Source organism: Streptomyces typhae, from assembly GCF_009755605.1.
Taxonomy (GTDB): Bacteria; Actinomycetota; Actinomycetes; order Streptomycetales; family Streptomycetaceae; genus Streptomyces; species Streptomyces typhae.
In genome coordinates this window covers 1-12,868 of record NZ_WPNZ01000040.1, presented here as the reverse complement: position 1 = coordinate 12,868, position 12,868 = coordinate 1, and the positions used below count along the sequence as shown (strand labels likewise).

The window sequence follows — 12,868 nt, the reverse complement described above, 5'->3', positions numbered from 1 at the left end:
ATGTGCAACTAGTCCGATTCACTAAAGCACCGGAAAAGCACGGGAAACGGGCTTCGGACCCACTGGTCCGAAGCCCGCTCTCATCCTGGCCGACGACGCTTGCGTTTCGTTGATGTACCGCTCACGCGTGCTGACGCGTGTGGACGAGCCCGGCGATCAGATGCGCCCGCTCGGCCATGGCGTCGATCACCACGTACTCGTGGTCGGCGTGGGCGCCGCCGCCGACGGCGCCGAGGCCGTCCAGAGTGGGCACGCCGAGGGCCGCCGTGAAGTTGCCGTCGCTGCCGCCTCCGACCGAGACGCCCTCGATGCCGGGGAGCAACGCCTGCGCCACGGCGAACAGTTCGGCGGACGCCGACTCGGGCATCGGCGGCCGTCCGATGTTTCCACTCACGGAGATGTCGGCCCCCGCGAGATGCGGTTCGAGGACGACGAACGCGGACTCGACGCGCTTCGCCTCCTCGACTGACGCCACCCGCACGTCGACGAGAACGGTGGCCTGAGCCGGTACGGTGTTGGCCACGGTGCCCGCGGACGCGACGGTCGGAGTCACCGTCGTGCCGAGGGCGGGGCGGCTGAGGCTCGCGATGTCGAGCACCTGGTGCGCGGCCTCGATCAAAGCGTTCACCCCGGCCGCGGGCTCCAGGCCCGCGTGCGACGCGCGGCCGCGGATGGCCACCCGGAACGTGCCGCAGCCCTTGCGGCCCGTCTTCAGGGCACCGCCCTCGGCGGCTCCCTCCACCACCAGGACGGCACCGCAGGCACGGGCCCGTTCCTCGATGAGGGCCCGCGAGGTCGGGGAGCCCACCTCCTCGTCGGCGGTCACGAGCAGTTCGACGCCCGTCAGGTCGTCGAGCGACGCGAGGCCGTGCACGGCCTGCACCAGACCGCCGAGCATGTCGAACACGCCGGGCCCCGTCGCGTACCCGCCCTCGGCCCGGAACGGCCGCAGGTGCAGGGTGCCGAGCGGGAAGACCGTGTCGTGGTGGCCGAGGACCAGCACCCTCGGCTCGCCGCCGCCCGACCAGTGGACGTGCGGACCGGCCTCGCCGTCGACGAGCACGGCCTGCCCGCCCAGGCGTTTCTCGACGATCGCGGCGACGACACGGGCCGACGCCGTCAGGGCCTCGACGTCGTGCGAGGGCGACTCGGCCTCGACCAGCGCCCTGAGGTCCTCGATCATTGCGTCCACGCTCACGTCCACGGCCCTGTTCGTCGTCACGCGGCAAGGCTACGGGGTGGATCGGGGTGCGTTGTCTCAGGTCAGCCCCGGCAGGCGCAGCCTTCGCAGCTCGCTGATCCGCAGGGCGCGGGCGAGGAGCAGGAACATCAGCACCATCGTGAGGCCGCCGGCCGCCAGGGCCGCCGCGGGCGCCCACGCGGCCGGCGCCGGGGAGGCGCACGCCTGGGCGACGAGCCGGCCGAGCACCCCTGCCGCGACCGCGGACACGGTCAGCTTGCCGTACGTACGGCACAGCCGCCTGCCGTCGAGGCGCCCGTCGAGCCGGTGCCGCAACCGCCGCGCGCTGAGGAACAGGCCGACGGCGTACGAGAGGGAGTAGGCGCCCGCCATGCCGGTGACGGCCCAGCGCGGCGGCAGGAACTGGTGGCAGCCGACCACGAGGGCGATGTTGACGGCACCGATGCCCACGGCGAGGCGGAAGGGGGTGCGGGTGTCCTCGAACGCGTAGAAGCCGCGCAGCAGCAGGTACTGCGCGGAGAACGGGATCAGGCCGAGGCCGAACGCCTGGAGCATGTGTCCGAGCGGGCGGGCCGACGCGGGTCCCGCCGCGCCGTGGGCGAAGAGGAGCCCGGCGATCTGCGGCCCGAACACGACGAAGAAGAACGCGGCGGGCACGATGACGACACCGCTGATCCGCAGCGCCCGGGACAGGTCCGCGCGCAGATCGTCCAGGCGCTTCTCGGCGACGGCCCGGCTCATCCGCGGCAGCAGCGCGGTGACCAGGGAGACCGTGACGACGGCTTGGGGCAGCATCCAGATCGTCTGCGCGTTGGAGTAGGCGGTGAAGCCCACGCCGTCCTCGGGCAGCGCCTGGTCGGCGGCCGAGGCGTAGCGCGTCACCACGGTGCCGGCGACCAGGTTGGCGAGGACGAACAGCAGGGTCCAGCGGGCGGCGCCGACGCTTCTGCGCAGCCCCGTGCCCCGCCAGTCGAAACGGGGCCGGAACCGGAATCCGGCCTCGCGCACATACGGGATCAGGGCGAGGGCCTGCACGGCCAGGGCGAGGGTGGTGCCGGCGCCCAGCAGGGTCACCTGGGCCGGTGTGATGTCCTCCACCCGCTCCGGGACGGTCATCAGGCCTACGTACGCGCCGAACACCGCGATCAGGACCACGTTGTTCAGGACGGGAGTCCACATCATCGCGCCGAAGCGGTTCCGCGCGTTGAGCACCTGACCCAGGACACCGAACAGGCCGTAGAGGAAGATCTGCGGCAGCAGGAACCTGGCGAACGTCACGGTCAGCTCGAACGCCTCGTGTCCTTCGGGGGTGTCGCTCTGGTAGAGGCCGACGATCTGCGGCGCGGCCCACACGGCGAGCGCCGTTCCGACGCCGAGGACGCACAGGACCAGGGTGACCAGGCGCTGCTCGAAGGCCCGCCCGCCGTCGGCGTGCTCGGTCCTCGCCCGGACCAGCTGCGGCACCAGGACGGAGTTCAGCGCCCCGCCGATGAACAGGAAGTACAGACTGGTCGGCACGGTGTTGGCCTGGGTGTAGGTGGTGGCGAGCAGCCCCGTGCCGAGCGCGGCGGCTTGCAGAACCTGTCTGATCAGGCCGGTCGCGCGGGACACCACCGTGCCCGCCGCCATCACGAGGGACGACCGCAGCAGCCCGCCGCCCTCGCCCGCCCCTCCGTCGGCCGCACCGCTTCGTGTTCTTCTCGGCGCCTTCGGCGCTCTCGTGCGTCCCGGCGCTCGCGGCGCGGCATGGCGCCCGCGCCGCTGGTCCGTCCGGGACCGGCGTAAGCGCCCGGTCCTCTTCCTCTCCGTCATGGACGGCAATCTACGCCCCGACCGCTCCGCGAAGATCCACACCGTGGCCGAAGAGTGCCCCCCGGGCTGGCGTAGATTTGCCCCTCAGCCCGTCGGCCGAAGGAGCGCCACTCCATGTCCCCTGCGTTGATCGCCAGACCCCACGTCGAACTCGGCAGACACCCCGTCTCCCTGGAAGACCTCATGGCGGACATGGCCCGTCAGCATGCCGATCTTCCCCGGCTCGCCGCCTATCTGCGCACGGCGCGGTCCACCGGCGTCCTGACGCGCTACTTCACGAGGCCGCTGGATTCGGCCACCGTGGCCGGGAACGCCTCGTTCCAGGAGCGCAATCGCGCCGCCTACGACGACGCGCTCGAACTGTCCCTGCGGGCGGTCCCCCGCGCCCTGGAGAACGCCGGTCTCGAACTCGCGGACATCGACTGCGTCATCACCAGTCACACCACCTCCTGGACCGCCCCGAGCCTCGACATCGATCTGGTGCAGGCTCTCGGCCGGGACGGGCTCCGGCCGGACATATCCCGCATACCGCTGGGCTCGCAGGGGTGCGCGGGCGGGGCGCAGGCACTCGCCCTCGCCCACGAACACATAGCGGCACACCCGGGCGCCCACGTCCTGATCGTCGTAGCGGAGTGCCTCAGCGCCGCGACCTACAACCCGGTCGACACCAGCCGCGAAAGCATGATCTACAAGGTCCTCTTCGGTGACAGCGCCGCGGCCTGCGTCGTCTCCGGCCGCGAGGCCGAAGGGGCCGAAGGGGCCGAAGGCGGCGGGCCCCGGTTCCGGATCGACGACACCTGGCAGTACGCCCTGCCCGGCAGCCTCACCGTCTACGAGGGGCGCCTCGACACCTACGGGCTGCACTTCGACTCCACCCGGGAGGCGACCCGCGCCATCGGCCGCACGGCTCCCGCCCTGCGCGCCTGGCTGGACGAGGCGGGCGCGCCGTCCACCCTCGACTTCTGCGTGGTGCACGCGGGCGGACCCGCCATCCTCAACAGCGCGGCGGAAGCCCTGCACACCGGCTCCGAATCCGGCCCGGACGGAGCGGAGCACGGGCGCACCGGTCCGCTGCGGCACTCCTGGGACAGCCTGGAGCAGTACGGCAACCTCGGCGGGGCCTCCGTCCTCGATGTGCTGCGCCGCTCCTTCGACGAACCCGAGCCGGGCCACAGGGGAGTACTTCTCGGCTTCGGCCCCGGTTTCGCGATCTCCGGGTGCATGCTCAGCAGCGTGTGACGTCCGTGCCCATGGACACGGGAAAGGTACGTGAGAAAGGTGGGACGACGATGACGATGGTGTCGGTGGAGCCGGGGCCCGGCGGTCTCGGCGAAGCCGTGGCCGTGCTGCGGCAGTGGCAGGACGAGGGCGCGCCGATGCAGCTGCATCCGGGCGACCTCGGCTGGTTCTGGCGGTCGGGCGCGCAGGCGACCGCCGCCGCGGTCAGGACATGGAGCCGGGACGGACGGATCCTCGCCGTCGGCCTCCTCGACGGTCCCGGCCTGCTGCGGCTGACGACCGCGCCGGCCGCCCGGCAGGACGAGGCACTGGCGCGGCGGCTCGTCGAGGACGTGACCCGCCCCGGGCGCGGTGTGCTGCCCGCGGGCAGCATGAACATCGAGGCGCCGATGGACGCGCTGGTCCAGGACCTCCTGATCGAGGAGGGCTGGCAGCCCGACGAGCCGTGGACGCCGCTGCGCCGGGACCTCACGGACCCGGTGCCGGACCCGGGCGTACGGATCGAGGTGGCGGGACCGGACCGGGCGGACGACTTCGCCGCCGTGCACCGGGCGGCGTTCGACGGGTCGAGGGCCATGGCCCGGCACTGGCACGCGATGGCGGCCGGGCTGCCGTACGCCGACGCGCGGACTCTGATCGCGTACGACGACGGGGGCGCCGCGGTGGCGGCGGTGACGGTGTGGTCGGCCGGTCCGGGCAGGCCCGGACTGCTGGAACCGATGGGCGTGCACCGGGACCACCGCCGTCGGGGCCACGGCGCGGCCATCGGTGTCGCGGCGGCGGCCGCGCTCCGGGATCTCGGCTCGTCGAGCGCCCTCGTGTGCACCCCGAGCGCCAACGCCGGCGCCGTCGCCGCCTACCGGGCTGCGGGATTCGAGGAACGCCCCGCGGTCCGGGACCTGCGAGGGGAGATTTCCCCGGCCGGAGCGTGAACCAGCCCTCGCCTTCGTACAGTTGGGGGGTGCGCCGATGCCCAGGGAGGGGATCCACGGCCTCGGCCCCCGAGCCGTCCGATGCACCCTCGCTGTCCTTCGTGCCCGGCGACCTCGCCCCGCCCGGCCGGGCGACACGCTGCTGATCCTTGCCCGTGGGCAGGGCCCCGGTGAGAGGCGGCGGTCGGTCGGCCCCGGCGGCAGCCGACAGCATGGTGCAGGCCGCGCTTCCGCTCCGGACGGCAGCAGGTTCCCCAGGGGTAGAGATCCAGCCATTTGGAAGGTCACGTTCCGTCCGTGAATGCCCCATCACCCCGCACAGCCGCGCCCTTCTGCGCGCCCGGCGTTCCCCCCGATCATGAAGAAGTTCAGAGTTGTCCTGATCTTGTACGCCGCAACTCTTCACCCCGGCCCCACCGTTGATCACGTTTCCCTCACATCACATACTGCGCTGGACCGGCGACGGGAGGCGGCATCCCGCCCACGGCCGGACCCCGACCCCTCACCTTCATCCCAAGCTCCTGGGGGAGACTTGCGCGCAGAAGTGCAGAGAGCACGCGCCTTCACCGTCACCGCGGCCACATCGGTGGCCCTCGTGGCGGGCATGACCGGCCCCGCGACAGCGACCACCACGAACACCCCGTACCCCACCGCCACCGCGCATACCGCGAACACGCGTTCCAGCAGCGACCAGCGGATCCAGCTCGTCACCGGTGACCGCGTGGTCGTCGGCGCCAAGGGCCAGGTGGTGGGCTTCGAAGCCGCCAAGGGCCGTGAGCGGATACCCGTACAGGTGCAGCGCACCAAGGACCACACGCTCGTCGTGCCCGCCGACGCGCAGCGCCTGATCGCCGCGGGCAAGCTGGACCAGCGGCTCTTCGACATCGACGAGCTCACCGACCCGCGGCTGCGCGAGAGCCACGGCGACGGGCTGAAACTGATCGTGCAGTACACCGACGGCTCCCGTGCCGCGCGGGCCGCCGTGCGCTCGGCAGGTGACACCCGGCTGCGGCGCTCCCTGCCCACCATCGGTGCCGATGCCGTCCGTACGTCCCGGGACGACGTGTCCCAGGTGTGGGAGGCGCTGACCGACCGGCGCCGGAGCGGAGCGCGCGCGACCGCGCCCGGTGTCGCCAGGGTGTGGCTCGACGGGGTGCGCCGCGCGAGCCTGGACCGCAGCGTCCGGCAGATCGGCGCCGACAAGGCCTGGAAGGCCGGGTACGACGGCGAGGGCGTCAGGATCGCCGTCCTCGACACCGGCGTCGACAAGACGCACGACGACCTCAAGGACCAGGTCGTCGGGGAGAAGAACTTCTCCGCGTCCCCCGACACCGCGGACCGCGTAGGCCACGGCACGCACGTCGCCTCGATCGCCGCGGGCACCGGCGCCGAGTCGGGCGGCACGTACAAGGGCGTCGCCCCGGGCGCCGAGATCATCAGCGGCAAGGTCCTCGACGACGACGGTTTCGGGGACGACTCCGGCATCGTCGCGGGCATGGAGTGGGCCGCCGCCGAGGGCGCCGACGTGGTCAACCTCAGCCTCGGCAGCCCCGACTCCCCCGGCGTCGACCCGCTGGAGGAGACCGTCGACAGGCTGTCGGCCGAGAAGGGCGTCCTGTTCGCCGTCGCGGCGGGCAACGAGGGCGAGAGCGGCGACTCGACGGTCGGCTCGCCCGGCAGCGCCGACGCCGCGCTGACCGTGGGCGCCGTCGACAAGAACGACCGGCTGGCGCCCTTCTCCAGCGTCGGCCCGCGCGTCGGTGACGGCGCCGTCAAGCCGGACGTGACCGCGCCCGGCGTCGCCATCGCCGCGGCCGCAGCCCCCGGCAGCGACATCGACACCCGCCCCGGCACCCCGCACCCGGCCCCCGGCTATCTTCAGCTCGACGGCACCTCCATGGCCACCCCGCATGTGGCGGGCGCGGCGGCGATCCTCAAGCAGCGGCACCCGGGCTGGGGGGCCGCGGAGCTCAAGGGCGCGCTGACCGCGTCCACCAAGGGCGGCCCGTACACCGCCTTCCAGCAGGGCTCCGGCCGCGTCCAGGTCGACGCGGCGCTGTCCCAGTCCGTGATCGCCGATCCGGTCTCGCTGAGCTTCGGCGTCGCGCGGTGGCCGCACACCGACGACCGGCCCCTGACCCGGAAGGTCGGCTACCGCAACCTCGGCACCGACGACGTCACCCTCGACCTGGCGGTGTCCACGCTCGACCCGGCGGGCAAGGAGGCCCCGGCCGGGTTCTTCTCGCTCGGCACCACCCGGGTGACCGTGCCCGCGGGCGGCCGCGCCGAGGTCGACCTGACCGCCGACACGCGGGTCGGCGACGTCGACGGCACCTTCTCGGGCTACGTCACCGCGACCGCCGCGGGCCAGTCCGTCCGCACGGCCGCGACGGCCGTCCGCGAGGCGGAGTCCTACGACCTCACCCTCAAGGCCGTCGACCGCGACGGCGCCGACGCGCAGAACTTCTCCAGCACCCTGGTCGGCACCTCGGGACCCGCCAAGGACTTCCAGACCCGCATCGACAACGAACCGGGGGCGCACACCATCCGGGTGCCCAAGGGCTCGTACATGTTCAACACGGCCGTCTACCGGGACCCGTCGGACTTCACCAAGGGCACCGACTGGATCGCCCAGCCGAAGCTGGACGTCACCGCCGACACGACGGTCACCGCCGACGCCCGCACCACCGAGCCGGTGGACCTCACCGTGCCCGGCATCGACAAGGTGGACTACGGCGGGACGTACTACGAGCTCGCGAGCGAGGCCGGCCGCGTCGGCAACGGCTGGGTCCTGCGCGGATTCACCGGCTTCCGCACCGCCCACATGGGCCCGGCCGTCACCGACGGCTCGCTCCTGCAGACCTGGGACGCGCACTTCCTCAAGGACGCCGGCACGCAGTACTCGGTGGCCTTCGGCGGCAAGGAGCAGCGGGTCTCGACCGGCTACACCAAGCATGTGAAGGCGGACGAGCTGGCCACGCTCAAGGTCGGCGCCGGTGCCTCCGCCCCCGGGAAGTCCGCTCTGGTCTCGCCGTTCCCGCACCTCCCCGGCGCCCCGGAGGGCAACGGGTTCTCGGCACCGCAGGCGGCGCCCGGCATCCGCACCTTCCACGTCTCCACCGCCGACGGCGTCAAGTGGCTCACCAAGTACCTCCAGTACGGCGAGCCCGACGAACACGGCTACCCGGTCTTCGACGGCGCCCAGGAGATGCCGGAGCCCAAGCGCTACGAGACCGGCAGGACCTATCGGGAGACGTTCAACACCGGTGTCTTCGGACCGCTGCTGCGTACGGGCACGGGTGTCTTCCGCACGGCCCCGGACCCGGACACGGGCGCGCAGCAACTCGTCGGCTCCCTGCCGCTGTTCGCGGACGGCGCGGGCCACGTGGGTCTGTCGACGTACACGTCGGCCACGTCGACGCTGTACCGCGACGGCGTCGAGGTCGCCACGAACGACGACCCGCTGACCGGCACGGAGCCCTTCACGGTCGGCTCCGCCGACGCCGAGTACCGGCTGACGGCCGCCGTGGAGCGGCCGGCCGGGGTCGCCGCCGTCTCCACCCGCGTCGAGGCCGGATTCACGTTCCGCTCCCGGCAGGTCGCGGACACCACGGCACTGCCGGTGTCCACGGTCCGCTTCGCCGCCCCCGTCGATCTCGCCTCGCGCGCCCCGGCGGGCAGGTCCGTCCGTTTCCCGGTGACCGTGCAGGGCTCCGCGGCCGGCAAGAACCTCAAGTCGCTCGCCGTGTCCGTGAGCTACGACGACGGCAGGACATGGCAGCGCGTGCGGGTCGACGACGGCAGGATCTCCGTGCGGAACCCGGCGAAGGACAAGGGCATCTCGTTCCACGCCGATGTCACGGACAAGCAGGGCAACAAGTCGACGCTGACGGTCCACCGCGCCTACCTCGGCGGGTGAGGCGCGCACATCACCTGTGACGACACGTGCTGGGAGGCCCCCGAAGGCGGCCTCCCAGCACGTTTTTTCGTGCGTCCCGGACACCGCACGACGGGTGAGCCACGCGTATCCGCGCGCCGAGACCGATGAGAATGGACGACGGGCGGGCGTATCCGCAGGGCCGCCTGTGTCGCGGGTACGTCCCGGTCGCGCGGAAACAGACGCGTGAGAATAATCCAACACCCCGGACACGGCGTGATTTCGCTGTCTTGTCGGCGGGACGAATAAGCACCTCCGCGCCTTCTGAGCTGGCGGGAAAGGTCAGAGAGAAGCTGCCGGAAGACATCTGCTGGGGTAAGTTCACGCCATTCCTTCCATGCCGTGCGGGGTCCCCTTGAGGAACTCCGTCGATCGGCACGCACACACGCGCCCCATGCCGAACAATCCGGAGTCCACATGAGCGGGTCGACCGCAGAGACCAGCGCGGGCGTGCACGCGTCCGCGATTCTCGAAGCGCACGCCAAAGGCAACGTCTCGCTCAAGGACAACGTCTCGCTCAAGGGCAGCGTCTACGCGGGTGCTCCCGCCGCATTGCCGGGCCGGGAACAAGAAGTCCTCGTCGCCGCCTCCTCCGGCGGAAACAACGTCGACACCGTCGAATACCGGCCGACCGTCCACGGATACGAGGCCGACAACCCCGACGTCATCGACAACCCCGACGTCATCAAAAAGGTTCTTGAAAAGGCGAAGGCGGGCAACGGCCCGCTGACGGACGACGAGACAGGACAGATCCTTGCAAAGGCCGGATGAATTCACGGGCGGCGGCCTCGACCGCGCCCTCAGTCCGCGCGGCAACGTCCCGGTCGTCACGCGGGATCCGGGCCCGCGCGACAGGGCGTTCGGCGAGGGCGAGGGCGAGGACATGTTCGGGACAGAGGTGGGGGCATGAGGATCGCGGTGATTCCGGGCGACGGCATCGGCAAGGAAGTCGTCCCCGCGGCGCTCCCCGCGCTGACGGCCCTCTGCGAGACCTTCGGCCTCCCCCTCTCGTACGACGTACTCGACTGGGGAGCCGACACGTGGCTCGCCACCGGCGTGGGCCTGCCCGACGGTGCCGTCGAGCGCCTCCCCCGCACCTACGACGCCGTACTCCTCGGCGCCCTCGGGGACCCGCGGATCCCGGACATGGCGCACGGCCGGGAGATCCTGCTCGGTCTGCGCCGCGGACTCGACCTGTACGTGAACCACCGTCCCGTGGTCCTGGACAGTGGTGTCATCGACATCTACCGCGAGAACACCCAGGGCCTCTACGCCGGTGTCGGCGGTTCGGTCACCCGGTCCGGCTCCGTCACCGTGGCCATCGACGAGAGCGTGCACACGCGGGCGGCCGTCGAGGACTTCGTCCGGTACTGCCTGCGCAGGCTCCGCGACGACGGCCGGCGCAAGGTGACGCTGGTCCACAAGTCCAACGCGGTGCCCAACACGGGCCGCCTGTGGCAGGACGTCTTCCGGCGCGAGCTGACGGCCTTCCCCGAGCTGACCGGCTCCGAGGAGTACGTGGACGCCTTCTGCTACCACCTGGTCCGGGACCCCTCACCCTACGAGGGCGTCCTGGCGTCCAGCCTCTTCGGCGACATCATCAGCGACATCGGCGCGGCCCTGATGGGCGGCCTCGGTCTCGCGGCCGGCGCCAGCGTGTGCCCGGAGACGCACTTCGCGCTGTTCGAACCGGTGCACGGCAGCGCCCCCGACATCGCGGGCAAGGGCATCGCCAACCCGTACGCCACGCTGATGTGCCTGGCCCTGATGCTCGACCACTTCGGCCACGGCGCCCCGGCGGACCTGCTGCGCACCTGCGTGCGCGAAGCCGCGCGCGGCGCCACGGCCACCCCCGACATCGGGGGCCACGGCACCACCGACCTGTTCATGGACACGGTCCTCACCCTGCTCGACCACCACCGCCCGGCCCGACGGGCATCGCCACCGGCCTGAAACGTCCTGCCGACGTGGTGCGCTGACGCCGACCGCCGCCGCTGCCGCTCTCCCCGAGCCCGCTGCCGCTGCCGTCCTCCCCGATCCTCCGCCGCTCCCTTCCTGAGCCCCCGCGGGCTCCTTCCCGAGCCCTGACGGCTCCCTTCCCGAGCCCTTAGCCCTTACGGCTCCGTCCTTCGAGCCCTTACGGCTCCGTCCTGAGCCCATACGGCTCCGTCCTGAGCCCCTACGGCTCCGCGCTGAGCCCTCATGGCTCGTTTTGCAATGCCTTGTCGGGTTCGTACCCGCTCGTATCGAGTCTCGTCCCTAGGAGTTGAACGTCGTGCGTTCCATCGGTGTGTCGCAAGCACAGGAAAGTCTCTGGCTGGCTCAGAAGCTCGCGCCCGAAGTGCCCAACGCGGTGGCTTCGCGGTGGCTCGTCGAGGGCCCGCTGGACGTGGAGGTGCTGTGCACGGCGTTGCGCACGGTCTTCCGCGAGTACGCGACGGCCCGCGTCAACTTCCGCCAGATCGGGGCGGAGTTGCGGCAGGTGGTCCGTGAGGACGACGTCGACGCGTGGAGCCCCGTCCTTCATGACGTGAGCGGGGCCCCCGACCCCGAGGCGGCTGCCCGGGACCGTGCCGGGGCGATCGAGCGGCACCCCTACGACCTGGAGCACGACCTCCTGTTCCGCGCCGGGGTCATCCGGCTCTCCCCGTCACGTCATCTGCTGATCCTGGCGGCCCACCACATCGTCGCGGACGGCTACGCCGTGCTCCGGGTCCTGTCGCCCCGTACGGCTGCCTGCTACACGGCGCTGCTGCGCGGCACCCCGCTGCCCGAAGTCCCGCCCGGCACTCCCGAGCTGATCCACGAGGAGGACCTGCGCCACCGCGCCTCGCCACAGTTCGCCCGGGACGCCGCCTTCTGGCGCAGCCACCTGAAGGACGCGCCCGAGGCCCTGCGGATCCCGGGCGAGGGCGGCACGGGACGGCCCGGCGTGCTCCACCACACGGTGGCCGTGCCCCGGCAGGACCTCGACGGGTGGTCCGAGGCCGCCAGGGCCGTCAAGGTGTCGCTTCCCGCCTTCCTGACCGCGGCGTCCACCGTCTTCTTCCGGCACCTCGGCGGGCGCCAGGACTTCACGTTCTCCGCTCCGGCGCTCGGCCGCACGGACGCCATGCGGTCCGTCTTCTGCTCACAGGCGACCATCCTGCCCGTGCGCGCACACGCGCCCCTGTCGCTGCCCTTCGCGGACCTCGCGCGGTCGCTCTCCGACGAGTTGACGCAGATCCGCCAGCACTCGGCGTTCCAGGTCACGGACGTCCGGACGGCGGCGGGAACGGCCGGATCCGGCTCGGTCTCCGGGCCCTTCGGCACGTCCCTCAACATTCTCCCCTTCGTCGCACCGCTCGACTTCGCCGGTGCCACGGCGCGCCTCCACCCCGATTCCTCCTGGGGCGCCATCGACGACCTGCAGTTCGCCCTCTACTACGACGGCCGCGCGCGGGACGGCCTGCATGTCCGCGTGGACGCCAACAGCGCGCTGTACAGCGCCGACGACACGCGGCGGTTCGCCGACCTGCTCATCGCCTTCGTCGAGGCCGCGGCGCGGGACCCGTATGCCGCGATCGGCGCGGTGGCTCCCGGGGCGGCGCCGTCGGCGGCATCGGCCGACGAGCCCGCTCCGGTGGGTGCGGGGGCGACCGTGGGTGAGCTGTTCGCGCGGCAGGTGGCGCGGGCTCCGGACGCGGTGGCCGTGGTGTGCGGTGCACAGAGGCTCACGTACGCGGAGCTGGACGCGCGGGCGGAGCG

8 protein-coding genes are annotated in these 12,868 nt (G+C 72.1%); 6 read left to right on the top strand and 2 right to left on the bottom strand.

All coding sequences use genetic code 11. The features are described from left to right. Positions 1-121: 121 nt before the first annotated feature. Together GPA10_RS40425 and murJ are read right to left on the bottom strand one after the other, a co-directional pair. Positions 122-1,183, bottom strand: coding sequence for a M20 family metallopeptidase (locus tag GPA10_RS40425; RefSeq protein WP_079086339.1), 1,062 nt, complete (start codon positions 1,181-1,183; stop codon positions 122-124). Positions 1,184-1,258: 75 nt separating this feature from the next. After that, entirely contained in the window at positions 1,259-3,013 is a 1,755-nt protein-coding gene (gene murJ / locus GPA10_RS40420) for a murein biosynthesis integral membrane protein MurJ (protein WP_157169766.1), read from the bottom strand. Positions 3,014-3,127: 114 nt separating this feature from the next. Here murJ and GPA10_RS40415 point away from each other — a divergent pair, with 114 nt between their 5' ends. The 6 genes from GPA10_RS40415 to GPA10_RS40385 form a co-directional block, all read left to right on the top strand. Continuing rightward, complete coding sequence (locus GPA10_RS40415) at positions 3,128-4,252, top strand: beta-ketoacyl-[acyl-carrier-protein] synthase family protein (RefSeq protein ID WP_157169765.1); 1,125 nt, start codon at positions 3,128-3,130, stop codon at positions 4,250-4,252. 50 nt (positions 4,253-4,302) lie between these two features. Further along, positions 4,303-5,184 carry a GNAT family N-acetyltransferase gene (locus GPA10_RS40410; protein WP_157169764.1) on the top strand — a complete coding sequence of 294 codons (882 nt, stop codon included), beginning with the start codon at positions 4,303-4,305 and terminating at the stop codon, positions 5,182-5,184. A gap of 544 nt (positions 5,185-5,728) precedes the next feature. Beyond that, on the top strand, positions 5,729-9,103 hold the full coding sequence (locus GPA10_RS40405) for a S8 family peptidase (RefSeq protein ID WP_343041876.1): 3,375 nt from the start codon (positions 5,729-5,731) through the stop codon (positions 9,101-9,103). 435 nt (positions 9,104-9,538) lie between these two features. Then, the gene (locus GPA10_RS40400) at positions 9,539-9,892 is read left to right on the top strand and encodes a hypothetical protein (RefSeq protein ID WP_157169763.1); all 354 of its coding nucleotides are present in this window, start codon (positions 9,539-9,541) and stop codon (positions 9,890-9,892) included. Positions 9,893-10,027: 135 nt separating this feature from the next. Further along, positions 10,028-11,074 (top strand): isocitrate/isopropylmalate dehydrogenase family protein, encoded by a 1,047-nt coding sequence (locus GPA10_RS40390; protein ID WP_157169761.1) that lies wholly within the window; start codon positions 10,028-10,030, stop codon positions 11,072-11,074. Positions 11,075-11,396: 322 nt separating this feature from the next. Beyond that, a partial coding sequence (locus GPA10_RS40385) for a condensation domain-containing protein (protein ID WP_343041875.1) occupies positions 11,397-12,868 on the top strand: 1,472 nt, incomplete at its 3' end.

What these genes read in the sequence shown, in the direction of transcription:
- GPA10_RS40410 (WP_157169764.1), top strand. Translation starts at nt 4,303, where the DNA reads ATGACGATGGTGTCGGTGGAGCCGGGGCCCGGCGGTCTCGGCGAAGCC.
- GPA10_RS40425 (WP_079086339.1), bottom strand. Translation starts at nt 1,183, where the DNA reads ATGATCGAGGACCTCAGGGCGCTGGTCGAGGCCGAGTCGCCCTCGCAC.
- GPA10_RS40390 (WP_157169761.1), top strand. Translation starts at nt 10,028, where the DNA reads ATGAGGATCGCGGTGATTCCGGGCGACGGCATCGGCAAGGAAGTCGTC.
- GPA10_RS40400 (WP_157169763.1), top strand. Translation starts at nt 9,539, where the DNA reads ATGAGCGGGTCGACCGCAGAGACCAGCGCGGGCGTGCACGCGTCCGCG.
- GPA10_RS40415 (WP_157169765.1), top strand. Translation starts at nt 3,128, where the DNA reads ATGTCCCCTGCGTTGATCGCCAGACCCCACGTCGAACTCGGCAGACAC.
- murJ (WP_157169766.1), bottom strand. Translation starts at nt 3,013, where the DNA reads ATGACGGAGAGGAAGAGGACCGGGCGCTTACGCCGGTCCCGGACGGAC.